Source organism: Flavobacterium shii (assembly GCF_025847235.1).
GTDB classification, from domain to species: domain Bacteria; phylum Bacteroidota; class Bacteroidia; order Flavobacteriales; family Flavobacteriaceae; genus Flavobacterium; species Flavobacterium shii.
Window position 1 is genome coordinate 97,868 of record NZ_JAOZEW010000018.1, and the last position, 20,572, is coordinate 118,439.

A 20,572-nucleotide genomic window follows, 5' to 3' on the forward strand; every position below is an offset into this window, starting at 1 on the left:
CTTATTTGTTATTAATCATTAGGACATTATCTTCTAACTCGCTAAAATTTACTCCCGGTAGTATTTCATAGAGTACTTCGGGTGAGCTACTTTCTGTATTTTTCTTAGATAGATCGGCTGTTTGTCCGTGGTCTTTAATGATTATACAATCTGGTGCTCCCATTGGGCAAGTAGCTTTGCTATCTTCTAGCAAGGGATTGCCTTTATTGGATAAAGTTATTTTATCATAAAAACCGCTCCACTTGGTAATTTTGGTTTGGCATGGCAAATAATCCGAGCCCGAAGGTTGCTTCTTACACTTTCCAAAGGTGTTTTTTTTCATCGTTTGCCCAATATCCTTATGACTAGCGATTAATTTTTCTTCCCCCTCATCATTGGCATAATGCTTAGTTTGCGTTTTTACCTGTAATATATCCGTTTCGGGTGCGACACTAAACTTACATTGGCAAGTTGCTCCCTGTACTACATAATGTTTTTCGGCCATTGGTGTTTTTATTTATAAATTGACTTATTTACTTTTTACTAAAAATGGATTTTATTTTACCCAAAAAACTAATTTCATCTTTCACCACAGGTTCTTCATGGATATAAAGCTCTATTTTCTCTCTCGGTGGTCCCAGTATTTTTTCTGGCTTAGGTAATAATGCATGTTGTTTCCTCGATATTGCTACATAATCAATAAAATCATCTTCTTCTTTGGTTTGGTAAGAATCAAATATTCTTTGACTTTCTTTTTTCTTAAAATCACTCCAAGGTCGGAATGAACTGGTTTCTGGAAAATGATATAATTCTAGCTGAATTTTTCGTTGCGTATTTTCATCTATTTTGGTTTCAAAAGTTCCTATAACCGAAAAAATACTTCGATCCTCGGCATATAGTTTATAATCTACATTCATAGTAGATTCTACCGGTTCCTCGTCTCCTCCGGCCAGTTTGTTTTTTGGAAAATCATAACCTGTCCTAATTTCTTCGAGAGTTCTTTCGTCTATAGCAATCCCATCGCCATTTATATTTATTTTATCATCGGTATCATAATGCTCTGCTACAGTATGGACTACTCCGTATTTAATAAATTGGCTGCCAAATACTGGAGAATCCCAAATAAACTTACATCTTAATTTTTCGCCGTACGCTACATACAACGGTTTAAAATACAAGTGAAAAAACCAGTTTTGACTGATGGATTCTAGTAGCAAATCTTCATCTAATAAAACCGCATCTATCTTATCAATGACCTTAAAGGCTATCTCCCCTGTATAATATTTGGAAAGTCCCTCTTTAATAGCTAGCCAACGTTTTCCTATAACGTCGCTGTTAAGTATTTCTTCTATCTCACCGTTCTTTTTTACTTTTATGCGAAGAGGATACATAGCCTGAGCAGCTTTATCTACAATCTGCTCCATCTTTGAATCCGGAGCCTTATTGTCTATAAAAATTTGCTTTCTATTAATTTCAAAAACACAATTATTAGCATATCGATCTTGCATGAAATTAATTTCCATCTCATAATGCATTTGCTTTTTTAGGATATCATTCTCGAAATTTTCATACGTAAATCCATAAACTCTTTTTTGATTTGATGAACCAAAACTTAAGCTGAATCCCTTATCAAATGCTACTTTCTTTAAATCCATACTAATCATTTAAATTTTTCATAGTCTCTTGAGCATGTCAATACTGTTTATACTATGGTTATCAAAGCAATAAAAAAAATAAAAATATTCTTCCAAAACTCAAATATAAATTATTTTCTTACAAAAACAATAGTGAAAAGACAAAAAATTTCCCAAAAAAATAAATTTAACAAGACGGTCTCTTGGTAAACCAAAAACAAACATTATCCGAAAATGGAATACAAAAGATAGGATTAAACGGAGTTTTTATTTTTTTAGCCTTAATGGTTCCGAGACATCGCGAGGTATCCTTTTATCGCAATCCCGAAACCACGGGAGTCATAAAAGATAAAGCGTACAGCAGGTCCCGACGCTTTAGGAGCGCCTTATTGTAATGCTTAATTATTAATGGTTAATTAACAACGAACAAAAAGCTAGTAATATAGAGATAAAGTGAAAGTAAATTTCACTACGAGAAAGAGTAATTTTTTAAATACCTAAATTAAGTACAAAACTCAATTTAACGGCTATATTATCTTCAAATCTAGGTAATTGATTTGGCCCATAACGATAGAAACCACTTAAACCCAAACCACTAAAAATCTGATTGATCTCAAGTCCGGATTCAAAAAAACCTTTATTTAAGGTCTTATAATCAATCCCCACGTGTTGTTCTGGATTTTTCATATTTCCCCACGCCATACGCGAAACCAATACCAATGATGGTCTTACTTTCTTGATGATTTTAAATCGGTTAAAACCATGCTTAACCTGAAAAATAGCATATTCACTAGAGAAAAATTCGTTAAAGTACATGGTTTCAAAACTGTTTCTTCCGGCAAATGTTATCCTCTGAATCATTGTTTCTTTGGTAATATTATTAGGAGAGGTATTATACAAATGTGTAATAGGCACGTCGCCCATTGCATATCCGGCTTGCAAGAGCAAACTTGTTTTTTGCCCGTTCAGAAACTTTTTCTCGTATTCGGTTTTAAAATCTATTTTGGAGAAATTAAAATCATTTTGCATTACTTTAGGTAATGACTGCGTGAATTGTACAGTGAATTTCGGGAATCTTTTTTCGATTTCGATTCGTCCGTTTGGCGTTTGCATATAATCACTAAATGGATTCCAAGCCAATGAAAGCATCGCCGTGGTCATAACATAACTGGTATACAATTTCCCATTTAAATTATAGGCATAATCAAATTGTGGTGCGATAAAGGAACGCGAAAGCTCAAAAATACTTTCTGTCTTAGGCACAATGCGTGTACTTAAATAAGTTGTCCAGCTAACATAATTATAAAAAGTACTAATATTTATAGGTCTGGGATCATATAGTTTAAATACCCTTTTATCAATTGCAAAGACAGTACTTGCAATCTCTCGTACATCATTGGTATAGGATGCACCAACCCAAGTGTTGGAAAATCTCTCAACCCGGGTTCCTAAATCCAAATTATACTTAAAATTACCGTCTTTTGTACCATAACCTGTATAACCACCTATCTTATATTTTTTTGAAAAAAGTTCATTGGTAACTCCTCCTAATCCAAATCGAAATCCTTCGTAATTATTATAACTAAAAACTTTTCTTAGGTCTAGATCAACAACACTTATAGGCAGGTAACCATTAATGATTTTTCGCCCAAACCTGATTCTGCTTTCAACCCTTTTCTTTAAAGAAATACTATCCAATAGCATATAGGTTTTTTGAGACCGTATATCCAGACTATCTTTTCGATATTTATTCCAGAAACTTTCAGGTTTTTTTATAGCATCATCCTTGATCTCGATGTAGAGAGATGGATTTTTTATTTCTATAGGAGTATTATAGTGAACATCAAAATTGTTACTCTCGGACATTAAATAGGTATAATCCGAAGCTCCTTTTTTCCTATGATTATCTTCTTGCTCGGCATCACCATCAAACTGAATCGTTCCACCAAGAATTTTAATATCATCATCATTTTTCCCTTTCACAATTTTGAAAATTGTACTGCTTGGAAACCATATTTTCTCCTCGGGAATGTAATCAAACTCATGAGTTCCGCTAATATCAAGTACGCCTTTTATACGCATTACAGCTTTTGCAATAGCATAATTATCCAGATCTATATAAAGAACGCCTTCCAACCCTAATTCGGTTTTCTTCATTCGGTTTTTGAAATAAATCATGTAGGTTTCCCTACCTTTTATTAAAACCGTATCCAGTAATTTGTAGTTGTAATCCTTTAAAGCATCTTTGGCAATCGGGCTATTATATTTAGTTTCAAAAAGCTCATAATTGGAATCATATATAGAAATCGATTGCAAATTAAATGCAATAATTTCATAAATAGGCTGCTTGAAACCTGCCATCTTTGTCCCCAGGATCGTTTCTTTTAGTTTTTTATTACCGAATTGATATTGGGATACTTTTTCGGTTTGAAACAAATGCTGTTTATTGGCAATTTCTTTAAACTTATAATTAGCCGAATCTATCTTAATAAATCTCCTGCCTATGGATTCTTCCACAAAAATAGAATCTAGCCTAGAGTTTATAGAATCGGGATTGGCAGTTACAATTAATTTATTATAGGTTTTATACTCAAAATTATCAAACTTCTTTTGTGGATTATTCTTGTTCTTATTCTCAATTACCTTTTTTATAATTGCAAGAGCAGGATTTTCGTTTGAGACAACAACTTCTTTTAAAACATCTGTAGATTCTACAAGAGCAATTTTATAGAACTTTTTGCTGCTTGATGTATAAATCGTAGCAGAAATGTAACCTATATAGGAAACTGTGAAGCTCTCAATACTAGAAGTTGATTGGAGCGTGAATTTGCCATCTACATCTGTGATGGTATTCATACCATCATCGGTAGTTATTGTTGCAAAGGGAAGTGGTTTATTGGTAGCATTTTCCGTTACAATTCCGTTTATATGAAATTGCGCTTGTATAGACAGCGTGAAAAATAATGTCAAGAAACACAATAACTTCATACAGAAAACAATATTATAAATTAGGCTTTGGTATGACAAAAGTAAGAATAAAAAAATCCGTCTCGTATAAAATTAACAAGACGGATTTCTTTATTGTTATAAAAATATTAAACCTTCATGATCTCAGCCTCTTTATTAGCTAATAATTCATCAATCAATTTAATATATTTGTTAGTCAAGTTTTGCACTTCTTCTTCTGCACTTTTACAAGCATCTTCTGAAGTTCCCTCTTTTTCTAATTTTTTAATATCTGTGTTAGCGTCTTTACGAACGTTTCTTACACCGATTTTAGCATCTTCTGCTTCCGATTTTGCTTGTTTTGCCAAATCTCTACGACGTTCCTCTGTTAATGGCGGAACGCTTATAATAATTACGTCACCATTATTCATTGGGTTAAAACCAATGTTGGCTACCATAATTGCTTTTTCAATTACTTGCAACATATTTTTCTCAAAAGGCTGTAAAGTAATTGTTCTGGCATCCGGAACACTAATTTTTGCTACTTGCGAAAGCGGTGTTGCCGAACCATAATAATCTACAAAAACACTTCCCAACATTGCTGGAGATGCTTTTCCTGCACGAATATTTAGAAATTCTTTTTCTAAATGCGCAATAGAATTTGCCATTGATTCTTGAGTACTATCTAAGATAAATTCGATTTCTTCAGTCATATTTTTTTAGATTTTTAGATTTTTAGACGATTCGCTTTTTAGATTTCTAAAAAATGATTCGCTTAATTTACTAACTAATATAATTTTATTTTTTTTATGATTACTCTATAAAGATTATGAAAATTTAGAAAAATCTAATGATCTAAATTCTAACAATCTATGTAGTCTAGATATTTACTACAGTTCCTATATTCTCGCCTTCACAAATTTTCAATAAATTTCCGATTTTGTTCATATCAAAAACTACAATTGGTAATTTATTTTCCTGACTTAACGTAAAAGCTGTTGTATCCATTACGTTTAATCCTTTTTTAAGCACATCCTCAAAAGAGATAAAATCAAACTTCACAGCTGCTGCATTCTTCTCTGGATCTGAGTCGTAAACACCATCTACACGAGTCCCTTTTAAGATAACATCAGCGTTAATTTCGATTCCTCTTAAAACAGCTGCAGTATCTGTTGTAAAGTAAGGATTTCCTGTACCTGCACCAAAAATTACAATTCTGTTCTTCTCAAGGTGGCGTACTGCTCTTCTCTTGATATAAGGTTCTGCAATAGACTCAATTTTTAAAGCTGTTTGTAAACGTGTAAGCATTCCTTTATTTTCCAAAGCGCCTTGCAATGCCATCCCATTAATTACGGTAGCTAGCATTCCCATATAATCCCCTTGAACTCTATCCATTCCTGAACTTACCCCAGAAACTCCTCTAAAAATATTTCCTCCTCCAATTACAATGGCTATTTCTACTCCCTTTGCATGAATTTGCTTAATTTCTTCGGCATATTCGTCCAATCTTTTTGGGTCAATTCCGTATTGTAAATCTCCCATTAAAGCTTCTCCACTTAATTTAAGAAGAATTCTTTTGTATTTCATTTCTATGTTGCGTTGGTTTGTGCAAATATAGACATATTCTCATTTTTAAAAATAGTGTTTTAAAAAAATTAATTTATCTTCTCTTTTTAGCTTAAAAAGTACAATTTCCATGATTTATTTAGCACTCAACATGACAAAAATCAGCATCCTTTTCTTTTAAAGCTGTAAATTTGTATTTCATAAAAAAAGGAAATACATGCAGAAAAGTATCACCAATGCCTTGACCAACAGTTATTCATACCACGAATACCGAAAACTTGTTTCTGATTTATTAGCACAAGGAAAATCGACAGGCGCAGAACAATCCGAAGACTTAACTCATTATAGTAGCCTGAATGAAACTCGAATGAATCGGCTGGAAAAGACAATAAAAATTACCGAAGAAACAATTTCAAAGCTGCAAAACATTCGTGAAGACTATATTTGGCTTGTTATTTCTGAAGGATGGTGCGGTGATGCAGCACAATTATTGCCTATTATTTATAAAATGGCTACAGAATCCAAAGACAAAATTGAACTTAAAATTGTGCTTCGTGATGAGAATCCAGATTTAATGAATTTGTTTTTAACAAATGGAGGAAAAGCCATTCCGAAACTTATTATAATCCATAAAGAAAAGCTCGAAGTTATTGCCGATTGGGGACCTCGCCCAAAAGGAGCAACCGATTTGGTAAACAACTACAAAAAAGAATTTGGGGCTTTTGATGAAACTATCAAAACCAATTTACAATTGTGGTATTTACATGATAAAGGAGTTTCTACACAGGATGAAATTATCGAAATCATGAAAAAACAAGAAGCATAACCGATTGTATTTTTAACTATAAATTTAAAAAAACTACAGAATACAAACTAACATATTGAAAACAAGGAATATACAGCTGAAAAATATTTATTTTTAATTTATTTTTTGTAACTTGCTGCTATAATCCCAATTTCTATCATTTACTTTTTGACTTGCTCTTTTTATTGGTGTTCACTTAATGTTTAACAATTTAAAAATGCACTATTATGAAAAAGTTATTCAACAGGTTTTACGATTTTTTTTCAAAATTCTTGTTCGGAGGGAAAAATGTTCCGCATTATTAATTCCAAAAGACAAGATATGGAATAACAATACTTTAAATTTATGACCAGCACATTACTAATATTTTATTTGTAGTGTGCTTTTTTATTTTTATAAAATGATTATTTAAGAGTTTGAAATTCTATATCAACTTAATCAATAGTAATTTTTCTAATTTTTCCAGTAGTCTTAGGAGAACGACTTCCATTAAAAACTCTTAAAACTTCAATTCTATTAGGTCTTATACGATAAATAATTAAATAAGAACCTAAGATAATATTTCGATATTTCTTGGTTTTAGTTTTAAGATGATGGCATTCTGGATGAATTAAGTAATCTTTAGATAAATTACCTAAATAAGAATATATTTCTTCAATAAAATAATCTGCATGTTTTAAACCGAAAGTTTCGGTTCCATATTCACGAATTGAAGGAAGATCAACAAAATCAAAAAGTGCTGAAGTAACTACTTCTTACTTTGGGATTTCCATTCTTGAAAATGTTTTTTAGACTCTTCTAATGAATAAAAAGCTCCGCCTTCTGCTTCTTTAATCATTGAAGCAAATTTTTTTTGAGACATTGGTTTACCAGGTATCGCAAGATTATCGGAATTATTTTTCTTGATTTTCATAATAGTAAAGTTAACTAAAAAATTTAAAACAAATTTCTTTTGAAATAGTTTATTCTTTGTTCAACTCCAAAGAAGCTTCAAATAAAGCAACATCTGTTGCATTTTTCACATCGTAGTCGCCTATTTTAGTTCTTCTTAAAGCAGTTAAATGCGATCCGGAATTCATTGCTTTTCCAAAATCAAAGGCTAGTGAGCGAATATAAGTTCCTTTACTGCAAACCACTCTAAAATCGATCTCAGGAAGCGCAATTCTTGTAATTTCAAATTCGTGAATTGTAGTTTTTCGGCTTGCGATCTCGATAGTTTCTCCTGCTCGTGCATGTTCATATAAACGAACACCATCTTTTTTTATAGCTGAATAAATAGGCGGTTTTTGATCTATTTCGCCCAAAAACTGTTTTACTGTTTCATGAATAAGCACCTCATCGATATGTTCTGTTGGAAAAGTTTGATCGATTTCGGTTTCTAAATCATACGAAGGAGTAGTAGCACCTATAAAAAAAGTTCCCGTATATTCTTTGGCCTGACCTTGTAATTCGGTAATTCTTTTGGTAAATTTTCCTGTACAAACAAGCAACAATCCTGTTGCTAAAGGATCTAACGTTCCTGCATGCCCAATTTTAAATTTCTTAGGAAGTCCAAGCTTATTTATAAGTGCATATTTAAGTTTATTCACTGCCTGAAAAGAACTCCAGTGTAAAGGTTTATCTATCAATAAAACTTGTCCGTTTAAAAAATCTTCGGGAGTAATCATTATATAATGGTAAGCGGATGAATAAAGAAATGGATTAGCAGCAATACAATTCCTGCAATAATTCGGTAATATCCAAATACTTTGAATCCGTTTTTAGTCAAAAATCCTATGAAGGTTTTAATAGCCAAAAGCGCTACTATAAAGGCTACAATGTTACCAATAATCAATAAATTAACCTGATCATGTGATAATTCGAATCCTGCTTTATAATAATCGTAGCATTTTTTGGCAGTAGCTCCAAACATCGTAGGAACAGCCAAGAAGAATGAAAACTCCGCAGCTGTAGTTCTTGACAATTTTTGCGACATACCTCCTACTATACTTGCTCCACTTCTAGAAACTCCAGGAATCATTGCCAAACACTGGAACATTCCAATTTTAAAAGCTTGCAAATAAGTTATCTCTTGTGCTGTTTCTGATGCATTTGGCTTATTAAACCACTCATCAACTTTTAATAAAATAAGTCCTCCTATTAAAAGTGAAACTGCAACTGTAACCGGATTTTCCAATAAACCATCTATAAAATCGCTTAGTAACAATCCTAAAACTACAGCAGGAATAAAGGCAACCAATAGTTTAAAGTAAAAATCAAGTGTTTGAAAAAAACGTTTGAAATACAAAACCACAACCGAAAGGATAGCACCTAGCTGAATTACAATTGTAAAAAGTTTTGTAAAATCATCATGGGCAATCCTAAAAAATGATGAGGCAATAATCATGTGACCCGTTGAAGAAACAGGTAAAAATTCTGTAATTCCTTCGATAATGGCTAAAACAATAGCTTGTAAAGTATTCATTTATTAGATTGTTAGATTGTTTAGAATATTAGACTACTTAGATTTTTCAGAAAAGATTAATCTAATAATCTAAAGATCTAAAATGTCTAAGGAGTCTAATTAGTCTGTTTTAGGGTTTTTAAGAATAGCATAAATTGTGATTCCAAAACCTATCAAAACTGTTGTTGGAGCCAAACGAATACGTCTGAAATTAAAAATAGCTTCATTAAAAACATTTGGATCATCACTTCCACCACCAGACATCAAGATAAAACCTAATGCGATTACTCCGATTCCAATTAATAAAATTTTATAGTTCACTTTATCAAAAAGGAATTCCTGTTTTTTTTGTTCTTCTTTATTTTTCATTTTGTCATTGCGAGGAACGAAGCAATCTCATCCTCTATTTTATAAAGTTTATGTTGTAAATCTAAATTCTAGAATCATTACCAAAACCTAAAATACAAACAGGCTAAGTAATCTGCAATCTAAAATTAATAAAGATCGTCGGTTCTTAAATTCAAGAAACGTTGTGTAGCAAAGTGTGTGCTTAACCAAGTAATTAAAACTCCGATTCCTAAAACAGCCAATAATACTAACCCGATAAGAGCTTTATCATCTAATATTCCAAGTCCTGGATAGTTTGTATCTACATATATTAAAAGTCCGATTAAAGCAACAATTGCCAAACCAGCACCAATTAATCCTAATTTAATGCTTCGCATTACAAATGGTTTACGAATAAACGATTTTGTAGCACCAACCATTTGCATCGTTTTAATAATAAATCGATTAGAATGTATTGATAAACGTAATGAACTATTGATAAGCAAAACTGCAATTACAGTTAAAAATCCGCTAACAATCAAAATCCACATACTTACTTTTTTGATGTTATCATTTACCAGATTCACCAATTGTTTGTCATAAACAATATCCGAAACCATAGTGTTTTTGCGTAAGCTAGTTTCTATTTTAGTAATACTATCTTTAACTACATAATCTGCTTTTAAGTGAATATCGTAAGAATTCAACAATGGATTCTCTCCTAAAAACGTCAGGAAATCTTCGCCAATAATATCAGTGTGTTCTTTGGCTGCTTTTTCTTTGGAAACATAAACAAACGATTTTGCAAAAGGAGCTCTTTTCAATTCAGTGCTGAATGCCTTTATTACACTATCATTGGCTTCATTTTTAAAGAAAACTGTCATTGCAATTTTTTCTTTAAAATCATCTGCCAGTTTCTTAGAATTAATAATGAATAATCCCAGTACTCCCAAAAGGAATAAAACCAAGAATACACTTAATACAACCGAAAAATAAGAGGAAATTAACCTGCGTTTTTGAAATTTATCAAAGTTAGAACTCATAGTTTGCTTAAATTATGTGGTAAAAATAATAAAGAATTTCATTATTTACAGCTAATAACGAACTTTTATACTTTAATTATACAATTAGTCATCGAATAAAAAGTTGATTTAACCGCAAAGTACGCCAAGTTTTTTTAAATGTTTGGTTTTATATAGACATAAAGTACGCAAAGCTTTGCGAACTTTGCGTACCTCTTTGTGCACTTTGAGGTTAGATCTTAGAAAAACCTTTGCAACTCAGAACCTTAGTAACTCAGAACCTAAAAAAACCTTTACTTAACTTTATAAACTTCGATACTTTTAAGCCAGGAAACATGGCGTGGCCCCGTTTTTATGTCATTTTTACAAATCGTAATCATTTCTCCATTTTTTACAGGTTTACCATTTTCTTCAAAAAGAACATAGGCGTTTTCTCCTGTTGGATTATTAAAAATTTCTGCCCACGAGAACGTTGCCATATACCCATCTGAAGCTCTTGCTACAATATAAAAATTGCGGTCTTCATGTCCGCTTTGTTTAATTTTAGCTTTCTCTAAGATATCTTTTAGCAAAACTCCTTTACAGGTTTTATCATCTTTTTTAACTTCTCCGCTTTGGCAAACTACTTTAAAATCAGTTATTGTTGCCACTTTCATTTTACGTAACGAATCCACCGTTAATTGCAACGGAAATTCAACTTCGCCCTTTACTTCAATTTGATGATTTACTAATTTTAAACTATCTGCTGGTGTAAGAACAGGATGTTTATCGTTATCTGTTTTTGAAACTTTTTCAGTTGAAATAGCATCTTCTTTTTCTTTTTTAGAAGAATTACACATCGTGCATGAAAATGCGATTAATAGAATGAGAATGTAATTTTGAGTTTTCATATAAATTTAGTTTTGATTTAGTTATTAAAAAATCGAAGTGTCACAAAAAAGTTGCGTCCTTCCTCAGGATATCCTTCTACAAGACTGTAGTTCTTATCAAATATGTTATTTACTCCAGCGTCGATGCTAAAGTTTTTAGCAATTTTACACGAACCATAAAGATTTAAAAGGGTGTAATCTGGAACTCTCGCACCATAACTTGTACTAATTCTGGACGAATTAAACTCAGAGTTAGCTATTAATCTCAGTAGTTTTATTGGCTCGTATTCTACCGTTCCCATAACTTTAGTATTTGGCACATCGGTAAAATGAATCGTAGGATCCGTCAGGTTATTTCTTTCTACGTAAGTGTAATTAACATTAAAAGCTAAATTCTGCAAAAGCGAATAATTCAGTTGCGCTTCAATTCCCATATATTCGGCTTCGCCAAAGTTTTGCATTTGCGATTTCCCCGGCGCAACATTACTTACATTTAAAATCGCATCGGTAAGCGAACTATAAAAAACAGCTGTTTGAAAAGTAATTTTACTAAAAAGATTTGCGGTATAATTTATTTCATAGTTTACCGCTTTTTCTGGTTTCAGGTCAGGATTAGGAATTGCTGTTCCCATTCGGTACGAATATCGGTCTTTGATTGTTGCAAATCGTGTTTTCTGCGAAACGGTTGCTCCCAGTTTTTGATTCTCATTTAGCTGATAAAAAAATCCTATTTGCGCATTAAAAGCATCACTTGCATCTGCCGCAGGATAATCAGAAATTACTTTTGTCGTACTATTATAATCTTCGGCTTCTTTGTTTTTCCTGATGTTGTAACTCACTCCGGGAACCAAAGTAAATTTGTTCGAAATTTTATAAACATCTTCAATCCCAATCAATACCGTATTGTCTACAAAATTACGCACAGGTTCACCAAGGTTATTTTCCCGATGTACATCTTCTTTAAAATGAAATGCGATTTTAAGGTCGTTTTTCGGAATTATTTGCGTGTCGTATTCCAGATTCCCTCCATACGTATAATCGTTATAATTGCTCTGAAAAGCGTACGGTTTAGTTTGGGTCGAATAGGTGTTATCATCATAACTATCTAATGTGTTTTTAAATCTATCGTAGTATATTCTAGTTTTAAAACTGTTCTTATCATCCAAATTTGAATTGGAGATAAAATAATAACTCTCCTTATCCCAATTAGGCCATTGCCAATATCGAGGTTTTGCATAAAGCGAATTCAATACATCATCGCCCGCATAAACAGGATTCCCTTTCTCGCCTTGCTGATTGATATACCCTATTGCATATTCGCTCTTTTCAGTTGGAGTCCATCCAACTTTAAAACTAATTTTCTGGTCCGTGCGATAGGAATTATCTCTTTCGCCTCCATCTTCGTTTTTAGAAGGAACATAATTAGACGACATTCTAAAAGAATTGCGATGCAAATACGAATACCCTCCCTGAACATAAAATTTACCCAGATTAGAACCTATATTAATATTCCCTTTATATCCATTGGAATTAATCATCCCAAACGAACCATCATATTCTAATATTCTCGAAGGTTTTCTGGAGATAAGATTAATAGCTCCTCCGAGCGAATTAGGGCCATAAAGTACTGACGAAAATCCTTTAGAAACATCTATCGCAGCAAGATCAAAAGTTGTAAATCGAGCCAAATCAACATAACCATCATAAGGAACATAAACCGGAATTCCGTCCATGTAAACTGGAACTTGCCTTAAATCAAACCCACGGATCGAAACCATAGATTCATTTCTTGGTCCCGAAGCGGTTAAACTCACACCCGGAAGCATGTTTAATGCCTGAGAAACATCCATTTTATTTTGCGACTCCATTTTTTTGGTCGTCACCCTGTTTAGTGTATCCTTGCTTTTATTATTTTTTATAATAACTTCTCCAAGCATAAACATATTGGTAGGTTTTACCGAATCTATCGCGACCGAATTATTTTGTTGGCATAAGCCAATGAGCGGAAATAATAAAAATGTTATAATTTTTAGCTTCATAATTTTCAATAATTTTTTCAGTATGTTTTTAAAAGAATACTGATGATTAGCATTTATATTTTTGATTACAATTAGTCAACCTCTTCAGTATGTTTTAAAATGAATACTGATTATTAAAAAAATTTAGAATTTTAAATTCTGAACCTCTTTTTGAGCAAAATCTTTAATTCTTTTTTCAATTTCATAAAATACTGTAATTGCATTTTCGCCAGCTTCTGTCAATCGTGCTCCACCACCACCTTTACCTCCCAGAAGTTTTTCTACCAAAGGAGATTCGGCACGTAGATTCATCTCTTCTACCAATTGCCAAGCTTGTCTGTACGCCATTTTCATCTCTTTGGCAGCATTGGTAATAGAACCTGTTTTTCTTATATTCTCTAATAACCAAATCTTACCAATACCTAAAAAAGGACCTTCGGCTTCTTCAATCCAAAGTCGAACTTCGATAGAATATTTTTTACTATTGCCCATTTTATTCTTTTAAAATCGATACTAAAATAATCAATTTTTAAGTAAACCTATTCTTTCAAATCCTTAAATACTTGAAAACAAAAAAAACTCTTTCTTGCATACAGAAACGCAAATCTAAATATTCAAACTTATTTAAATACTGATTTTTATCATTCTATGATATCTAAAAAAAATAACTTTGGTACAATCCACAATAAACGTAAATTTGCGAACTTATAATGAATCGTGAGAAAGCCTTTGAAACTTTATCACTTTGAACCTTTGAACCTTTAAAATGAAATACAATCCGATTGAAATAGACGCCAAATGGCAAAAATATTGGGCAGACAATAAAACTTTTGCAGCCGAAAATAATTCCGAAAAGCCGAAACATTACGTACTCGATATGTTTCCTTATCCATCTGGAGCGGGATTACACGTTGGGCATCCGCTAGGTTATATTGCATCAGATGTATATTCTCGTTTTAAAAGACACCAAGGATTTAATGTTTTGCACCCAATGGGTTACGATAGTTTCGGATTACCTGCAGAGCAATATGCTATACAAACAGGTCAACGTCCGGAAGATACTACTCGTGTAAATATTGATGGTGGTGTAGATAAAGAAGGAAAGCAAATTGCTGGATACAGAAAACAATTAGATAAAATAGGATTCTCATTTGATTGGGACAGAGAAGTTCGTACTTCTAATCCTGATTATTATAAGCATACACAATGGATTTTTATCCAATTGTTCAATTCTTGGTACAATAAAAATGCTGATAAAGCCGAAGACATTTCGACTTTGGTTTCTATTTTCGAAAAAGAAGGAAATGCAACTGTAAATGCAGTTTGCGATGATAATATAGTAGGTTTTTCGTCAAGCGAATGGACATCATTTTCGGCAGATGAGCAACAAAAAATTCTATTACAATACAGATTAACTTATTTGGCAGAAACCGAAGTAAACTGGTGTCCTGGTTTAGGAACTGTTTTGGCAAATGACGAAATCGTAAACGGAGTTTCTGAGCGTGGTGGTTATCCTGTAATCCGTAAAAAGATGACACAATGGAGCATGCGTATCTCTGCTTATGCAGAACGTTTGTTGCAAGGTCTTAACGATATCGACTGGAGCGAAAGCATCAAAGAAAGCCAACGTAACTGGATCGGGAAATCGGTTGGAGCAATGGTTACATTCCCCATCCTATCCTTCCCCGAAGGGGAAGAGACAGATAGCGCTGAACAAAAATCGGGCTATATGACAGGAGGAAACAATTCTCATTTATTACTTGAAAGAGCTAAAGAAATGAGAAACAATCCTACTGAAGCAGAGAAAATTTTATGGCTTAATTTAAAGTCAAAAGCTCTAGATTATAAATTTAGACAACAACATTTAATAGATGATTTCATAGTAGATTTTGTGTGCTTATCTAAAAAATTAATTATTGAAGTTGATGGAGGAATCCATGATTCACAGCAAGAAGCAGATGCAAAAAGAACTGAAATTCTTAATGAAAAAGGCTTCAAAGTAATCCGTTTTAATAATAAAGAAATATTTAATAATATCGATAGTGTCTTAACAGTTATTAAACATGAATTACTAAATGCAGTAGATGTTCCCCCTTCGGGGGCTAGGGGGATTGCAGTTTTCACAACTCGTCCTGACACTATCTTCGGGGTTACGTTTATGACATTGGCTCCAGAACATCCTTTGGTTACTGAGATTACAACTCCAGAACAAAAAGCAGCGATTGAAGCGTATATCGAAAAAACGGCAAAACGTTCTGAGCGTGAGCGTATGGCCGATGTAAAAACTATTTCGGGAGTATTTACAGGTGCTTATGCAGAACATCCTTTTACAAAAGAACCAATTCCGGTTTGGATTGGCGATTATGTTTTGGCAGGATACGGAACAGGTGCAGTAATGGCGGTTCCTTGTGGAGACGAAAGAGATTATGCTTTTGCAAATTTCTTTAAAGGTCAAAACGGAATGCCAGAAATCAAGAATATTTTTGCTAATGTTGATATTTCTGAAGCTGCTTATGGCTCAAAAGACAATGTAGAAATTGCAAATTCTGATTTCTTAAACGGATTAAATTATAAAAAGGCAACTCAAAAAGCGATTGCCGAATTAGAGAAACTAAATCAAGGAACAGGAAAAACCAATTACCGTTTGCGTGATGCAGTATTTTCACGTCAGCGTTATTGGGGAGAACCATTCCCGGTATATTATGTAAATGGATTGCCACAAATGATTGAGGCGCAACATTTACCAATTATTTTGCCTGAAGTAGAGAAATACTTACCTACCGAAGACGGATTGCCTCCTTTAGGAAATGCAGCTGTTTGGGCTTGGGATACTAAAACTAATACAGTTATAAATACTGATTTGGTTGATAATGTGACGATTTTTCCTCTTGAACTAAACACTATGCCAGGTTGGGCAGGAAGTTCATGGTACTGGATGCGTTATATGGATGCTCATAACGAAAACGAATTTGCAAGCAAAGAAGCTATAGCATATTGGGAAAGTGTCGATTTGTATATTGGCGGAAGCGAACATGCAACTGGACATTTATTATATTCTCGTTTTTGGAATAAATTCTTAAAAGACAAAGGTTTTGCTCCAACAGAAGAGCCATTCAAAAAACTGATTAATCAGGGAATGATTTTGGGAACTACCGCTTATGTTTACAGACTTGAAGGAACAAATACATTTATTTCTAAAAATAAAATTGAAGGTCAAAATGTACAACCAATTCGCGTTGATGTGCATTTCGTAAACTCTTCTGATGAATTAGAGATTGAAAAATTTAAAGCTTGGAGAGAAGACTTTAATACTGCTGAATTTATTTTTGATGAAAACGGTAAATACATTGTAGGTCGTGAGGTCGAAAAAATGTCGAAATCATATTATAATGTAGTTACACCAGATGATATTTGTAATGAATATGGTGCTGATACATTACGTTTATACGAAATGTTCTTAGGACCATTAGAGCAAGCTAAACCTTGGAACACTGCTGGAATTTCGGGAGTATTTGGTTTCTTAAAAAAACTATGCCGCTTGTATTTTGATGATAATGGTTTAATTATTACCAATGATGAACCAACAAAGGACAACTTAAAATCATTACATAAAACCATTAAAAAAGTAGCAGAAGATATTGAGAGTTTTTCTTTTAACACTTCAGTTTCTCAGTTTATGATTTGTGTAAACGAATTGTCTACACAAAACTGTCATTCTCGTGCTATACTTGAGCCTTTAGCAATTGTAATTTCGCCTTATGCACCACATATCGCTGAGGAATTATGGTCGTTATTAGGTCATACAACATCTATTGCAGCTGTTGCCTTCCCTACTTTTGAACCTAAGTATTTAGTAGAAAGCAGCAAAGAATATCCAGTTTCGTTTAACGGAAAAATGCGTTTTACAATCGAATTGCCTTTGGATTTAACTGCAGCGCAAATCGAAGAAATCATTATGAAAGACGAAAGAACCTTAAAACAATTGGATGGTAGAACGCCAAACAAAGTAATTATCGTTCCTGGAAAAATCATCAATTTGGTTGGATAAATAGTTCAATTTACAATATTTTATAAATTCCAAATTCCAACTTTTGTTGGGGTTTGGAATTTTTTTTGCGCATAGTTTGTCCTCCTCAACAAAGTCAAAGGACTACGCAAGAAACCCCACAAAGAGAATCGCCAATATTTACCCACGTATTATTGTAGAGATGTAAAGCAGTGCGTCTTACGTTTGTGTGTGTGTGTGTGTTTTAGGAAACGATTATGCATGCGAAGATGCACTGCGGTGCGCCTCTACAAGATATAGAAAACAAAAAAAGCAAGTTCTGTGAAATTACAGACCTTGCTTTTTTATTTACAAACCATTCTTAGAATCTTATCTTGGAAAAATATAAGTCTTTGTATGTACAACAATAATCCCGTCGCTATTTGCCGTTCCTGTTAATTCAGAAACAACTTTACCTCCAACATAAATTTTAGCAGTCACCTTTTGCCCTGCAACACCTCCGAGCCCACCTGTGTGTACTAAAGCTCCATCGCTTTTGGCATCAGCAGTAAATTCTTTTACCCAAGGTAATGATGGAACATCTTCAATAAGTGGTGCACCACTTTTTTCCATATAAGTCACATCTAGTTCTCCAGTAAAATTTCCTGTTATTTCATATTTTACATCTCTAGATACTTTAACTGGTTCTGGCTCATTATTGTCGTCGCTACTACTACATGATGCAGCTACAAAAACCAAGGTTAGCAAGAACATAATTTTTTTTAAAGTCGTTTTCATGATTGAATTCTTTGGGTTTATTTACGTTTAATAATCATTTTAACAAATATAAACCTGAACAAAAAATAGGACAATACCTGATAAAGTGTAATTTATTCTACCTGATATCAGGTAAAAAGAAGGATTTTTTTTTGAATCTTTTTTTAATTTAATAAATTTGATAAAACACCCCTTTATGACCAGAATCTACTTTTGCATACTATTTCTATCTATATCAGCAGTTACAAATTCTCAAGTTATTCTTTCCTTAGAGGATCATTCTGGTTATATAGACAGTATTGCCAAAGTCACTAAAAACATAAAATCAGATAGTTTAAAAAGCCTTTATAGTTTCAGATTATCAAAAATGTATTTGATTGTTCAGGATCTTGAAAAATCTAAAGAATATCTCGCTCAGGCAAATAGACTCAAAACTAAATTTCCGTACTTAAATGATCTATCTCTCTATTATAACTCTTTTAGCCTTATGGATAAAGGTGATGCTGCTGGATTTGAGAAAATGCTTCTTGAGGCCAATAAAAGACTAAAAAAATATAATACTACCGAAGCTTACAGATTTCGCGCTAGTATTCTTCACAATTACGGAATCTTGCAGCAGCAAAAAAATAATGAAAAGGGTTACATGAAACTGATGATAAATGAAGCTATCCCTATTGCAAAAAAAAGCCGCGATTATGAACTTATAAGCGGTTTACATAAAGCGGTTGCTATTATTTTTATGAATAATGGCGAACGCGAAAAAGCAAGTGAATATTTAAGTGAAGCACAAAATTATATTGAAAGAGCAATAAAGAAAACACCTACTGTCGCTGAGTCTAAAATGGAGACTTATCTTATGAATGCTGAAAATCTCGTAGAACTCAAGCGTTTTTATGATGCTAAAAAAGTATTGGACAAAGCCTTTTCTATCCTAAAAAAATTCCCAGAATCTAACTTAAACGATTCTTACTTTTATTCTGAAGGATTCTATTATGCAAAGCAAAATAAAAACGCTGATGCTTTAGAAAGTTATAAAAAGGGAATGAAATCTGCAGAAAAACATGAAAACCGCATTGTTTTAAACCGATTAAAATTTGCAGAATATCAAGTTCTTTTTAAATTAAAAACCTATTCTAAAGCCAAAAGCAATTTAGATTATCTTATAAAACACACCCCCTTCATTCTTGATAAAAAGAATTATTATAACGAATTGGCAAAAGTATATAATGCAACAAATGAATATGATAAAGCTTATTTCTATTCTAACAAATACAATAACATAAATGACAGTATAAACAATACAAATTTTCAGAATGAAATCGTAGAACTTGAAGCGAAATATAAAAAAGCCGAAAGCGAGAGAAAAATCAATTTACTACTATCCCAAAATGAAAAGGCGGTTTTAATGGTAAATAATACACGTTTGAATACCATTTTGTTTGCAGTACTTTCTTTTCTATTATTTCTTACCGTATTGTTTTTGTGGATTTTCAATAAAAATCAAAAGAAATTAAGTGCTCAAAAAGAAATTAATTTAAAGCAGGATTTGATGGCTTTTGAAAATCGTCATAAACTTTCGGTTTCTAAAGCTTTGATTCAAGGGGAGGAAATTGAGAGAAAAAGAATTGCCAGAGATTTACACGATGGACTGGGAAGTATGCTCTCTGGATTAAAAATTCATTTAAATCTTGCTAAAAAAGAAAAAGGCGAAGTTATACATGGAGCGGATACTTTGCTGGATAATTCTATTAAAGAACTTCGTAACATATCGCAGAATCTAATGCCTGAAAGTTTATTAGAATTAAGCTTAGAACATGCTTTAAGGGATTTATGCGCTGCAAACTCAAACGCTATTACTAAAATTGAATTTCAATATTTAATAAAGAAATCAAAACTGCCCAAAAATTACGAAATCAGGATTTACAGGATTATTCAAGAACTGTTGAATAATGCATTAAAATATGCAAAAGCCTCTCAGGTCTTGGTTTCTTGTTCCCAAAATCAGGATGTTTTCTTTATAACTGTTGAGGACAACGGTATTGGCTTTGACATTTTAGATACAAAGAATAAAAACGGTATGGGATTGAAAAACATTAAGAATCGAGTAGAATTCTTAAATGGAAAACTGGAAATCGAAAGCAAAATAAATCAAGGGACTTCTGTTTATATTGAGTTGAATGTTATAAATGAAAATTAGGAAA

The 20,572-nt window shown here is 32.7% G+C and carries 18 protein-coding genes; 3 read left to right on the forward strand and 15 right to left on the reverse strand.

Annotation, left to right across the window (positions count from 1 at the left end):
• Position 1: 1 nt before the first annotated feature.
• From OIU83_RS16720 to pyrH, 5 genes are all read right to left on the reverse strand, one after another.
• Complete coding sequence (locus OIU83_RS16720) at positions 2-484, reverse strand: DUF4280 domain-containing protein (RefSeq protein WP_264207404.1); 483 nt, start codon at positions 482-484, stop codon at positions 2-4.
• A gap of 28 nt (positions 485-512) precedes the next feature.
• Positions 513-1,634 (reverse strand): hypothetical protein, encoded by a 1,122-nt coding sequence (locus OIU83_RS16725; RefSeq protein ID WP_264207405.1) that lies wholly within the window; start codon positions 1,632-1,634, stop codon positions 513-515.
• Between the two features lie 468 nt (positions 1,635-2,102).
• Positions 2,103-4,601, reverse strand: a complete 2,499-nt coding sequence (locus OIU83_RS16730) for a DUF5686 and carboxypeptidase regulatory-like domain-containing protein (protein ID WP_264207406.1) — start codon at positions 4,599-4,601, stop codon at positions 2,103-2,105.
• A gap of 107 nt (positions 4,602-4,708) precedes the next feature.
• Entirely contained in the window at positions 4,709-5,272 is a 564-nt protein-coding gene (frr, locus tag OIU83_RS16735) for a ribosome recycling factor (protein WP_264207407.1), read from the reverse strand.
• Positions 5,273-5,438: 166 nt separating this feature from the next.
• The gene (pyrH, locus tag OIU83_RS16740; RefSeq protein ID WP_129540656.1) at positions 5,439-6,146 is read right to left on the reverse strand and encodes a UMP kinase; all 708 of its coding nucleotides are present in this window, start codon (positions 6,144-6,146) and stop codon (positions 5,439-5,441) included.
• 196 nt (positions 6,147-6,342) lie between these two features.
• On the opposite strand from pyrH, the gene OIU83_RS16745 reads away from it, so the two are divergent.
• Entirely contained in the window at positions 6,343-6,951 is a 609-nt protein-coding gene (locus tag OIU83_RS16745; protein ID WP_264207408.1) for a thioredoxin family protein, read from the forward strand.
• A gap of 413 nt (positions 6,952-7,364) precedes the next feature.
• On the opposite strand, the gene OIU83_RS23630 is transcribed toward OIU83_RS16745, so the two are convergent.
• From OIU83_RS23630 to OIU83_RS16785, 9 genes are all read right to left on the reverse strand, one after another.
• On the reverse strand, positions 7,365-7,640 hold the full coding sequence (locus OIU83_RS23630; protein WP_404827703.1) for a type II toxin-antitoxin system RelE/ParE family toxin: 276 nt from the start codon (positions 7,638-7,640) through the stop codon (positions 7,365-7,367).
• A 38-nt stretch (positions 7,641-7,678) separates the two neighbouring features.
• On the reverse strand, positions 7,679-7,843 hold the full coding sequence (locus tag OIU83_RS16750; RefSeq protein WP_264207409.1) for a hypothetical protein: 165 nt from the start codon (positions 7,841-7,843) through the stop codon (positions 7,679-7,681).
• Between the two features lie 49 nt (positions 7,844-7,892).
• Positions 7,893-8,594 carry a tRNA pseudouridine(55) synthase TruB gene (truB, locus tag OIU83_RS16755; RefSeq protein ID WP_264207437.1) on the reverse strand — a complete coding sequence of 234 codons (702 nt, stop codon included), beginning with the start codon at positions 8,592-8,594 and terminating at the stop codon, positions 7,893-7,895.
• A gap of 2 nt (positions 8,595-8,596) precedes the next feature.
• Positions 8,597-9,394, reverse strand: coding sequence for an undecaprenyl-diphosphate phosphatase (locus OIU83_RS16760; protein ID WP_264207410.1), 798 nt, complete (start codon positions 9,392-9,394; stop codon positions 8,597-8,599).
• A 99-nt stretch (positions 9,395-9,493) separates the two neighbouring features.
• Positions 9,494-9,742, reverse strand: coding sequence for a DUF3098 domain-containing protein (locus OIU83_RS16765; protein ID WP_264207411.1), 249 nt, complete (start codon positions 9,740-9,742; stop codon positions 9,494-9,496).
• A gap of 125 nt (positions 9,743-9,867) precedes the next feature.
• Entirely contained in the window at positions 9,868-10,743 is an 876-nt protein-coding gene (locus OIU83_RS16770) for a cell division protein FtsX (RefSeq protein WP_264207412.1), read from the reverse strand.
• Positions 10,744-11,015: 272 nt separating this feature from the next.
• Positions 11,016-11,612, reverse strand: coding sequence for a molybdopterin-dependent oxidoreductase (locus OIU83_RS16775; protein ID WP_264207413.1), 597 nt, complete (start codon positions 11,610-11,612; stop codon positions 11,016-11,018).
• Positions 11,613-11,629: 17 nt separating this feature from the next.
• Complete coding sequence (locus tag OIU83_RS16780; RefSeq protein ID WP_264207414.1) at positions 11,630-13,630, reverse strand: TonB-dependent receptor plug domain-containing protein; 2,001 nt, start codon at positions 13,628-13,630, stop codon at positions 11,630-11,632.
• A 123-nt stretch (positions 13,631-13,753) separates the two neighbouring features.
• Positions 13,754-14,101, reverse strand: coding sequence for a winged helix-turn-helix domain-containing protein (locus OIU83_RS16785; RefSeq protein ID WP_264207415.1), 348 nt, complete (start codon positions 14,099-14,101; stop codon positions 13,754-13,756).
• Positions 14,102-14,375: 274 nt separating this feature from the next.
• Between OIU83_RS16785 and OIU83_RS16790 the strand changes: the two genes are divergently transcribed.
• The gene (locus OIU83_RS16790; protein WP_264207416.1) at positions 14,376-17,657 is read left to right on the forward strand and encodes a leucine--tRNA ligase; all 3,282 of its coding nucleotides are present in this window, start codon (positions 14,376-14,378) and stop codon (positions 17,655-17,657) included.
• 327 nt (positions 17,658-17,984) lie between these two features.
• Here OIU83_RS16790 and OIU83_RS16795 read toward each other — a convergent pair whose 3' ends face one another.
• A complete protein-coding gene (locus OIU83_RS16795) occupies positions 17,985-18,392 on the reverse strand; it encodes a hypothetical protein (protein WP_264207417.1) in 408 nt (135 codons plus the stop codon).
• 175 nt (positions 18,393-18,567) lie between these two features.
• Between OIU83_RS16795 and OIU83_RS16800 the strand changes: the two genes are divergently transcribed.
• Positions 18,568-20,568 (forward strand): tetratricopeptide repeat-containing sensor histidine kinase, encoded by a 2,001-nt coding sequence (locus tag OIU83_RS16800; RefSeq protein ID WP_264207418.1) that lies wholly within the window; start codon positions 18,568-18,570, stop codon positions 20,566-20,568.
• Positions 20,569-20,572: the final 4 nt, after the last annotated feature.

What these genes read in the sequence shown, in the direction of transcription:
- OIU83_RS16720 (WP_264207404.1), bottom strand. Translation starts at nt 484, where the DNA reads ATGGCCGAAAAACATTATGTAGTACAGGGAGCAACTTGCCAATGTAAG.
- OIU83_RS16725 (WP_264207405.1), bottom strand. Translation starts at nt 1,634, where the DNA reads ATGGATTTAAAGAAAGTAGCATTTGATAAGGGATTCAGCTTAAGTTTT.
- OIU83_RS16730 (WP_264207406.1), bottom strand. Translation starts at nt 4,601, where the DNA reads ATGAAGTTATTGTGTTTCTTGACATTATTTTTCACGCTGTCTATACAA.
- frr (WP_264207407.1), bottom strand. Translation starts at nt 5,272, where the DNA reads ATGACTGAAGAAATCGAATTTATCTTAGATAGTACTCAAGAATCAATG.
- pyrH (WP_129540656.1), bottom strand. Translation starts at nt 6,146, where the DNA reads ATGAAATACAAAAGAATTCTTCTTAAATTAAGTGGAGAAGCTTTAATG.
- OIU83_RS16745 (WP_264207408.1), top strand. Translation starts at nt 6,343, where the DNA reads ATGCAGAAAAGTATCACCAATGCCTTGACCAACAGTTATTCATACCAC.
- OIU83_RS16750 (WP_264207409.1), bottom strand. Translation starts at nt 7,843, where the DNA reads ATGAAAATCAAGAAAAATAATTCCGATAATCTTGCGATACCTGGTAAA.
- OIU83_RS16760 (WP_264207410.1), bottom strand. Translation starts at nt 9,394, where the DNA reads ATGAATACTTTACAAGCTATTGTTTTAGCCATTATCGAAGGAATTACA.
- OIU83_RS16765 (WP_264207411.1), bottom strand. Translation starts at nt 9,742, where the DNA reads ATGAAAAATAAAGAAGAACAAAAAAAACAGGAATTCCTTTTTGATAAA.
- OIU83_RS16770 (WP_264207412.1), bottom strand. Translation starts at nt 10,743, where the DNA reads ATGAGTTCTAACTTTGATAAATTTCAAAAACGCAGGTTAATTTCCTCT.
- OIU83_RS16775 (WP_264207413.1), bottom strand. Translation starts at nt 11,612, where the DNA reads ATGAAAACTCAAAATTACATTCTCATTCTATTAATCGCATTTTCATGC.
- OIU83_RS16780 (WP_264207414.1), bottom strand. Translation starts at nt 13,630, where the DNA reads ATGAAGCTAAAAATTATAACATTTTTATTATTTCCGCTCATTGGCTTA.
- OIU83_RS16785 (WP_264207415.1), bottom strand. Translation starts at nt 14,101, where the DNA reads ATGGGCAATAGTAAAAAATATTCTATCGAAGTTCGACTTTGGATTGAA.
- OIU83_RS16790 (WP_264207416.1), top strand. Translation starts at nt 14,376, where the DNA reads ATGAAATACAATCCGATTGAAATAGACGCCAAATGGCAAAAATATTGG.
- OIU83_RS16795 (WP_264207417.1), bottom strand. Translation starts at nt 18,392, where the DNA reads ATGAAAACGACTTTAAAAAAAATTATGTTCTTGCTAACCTTGGTTTTT.
- OIU83_RS16800 (WP_264207418.1), top strand. Translation starts at nt 18,568, where the DNA reads ATGACCAGAATCTACTTTTGCATACTATTTCTATCTATATCAGCAGTT.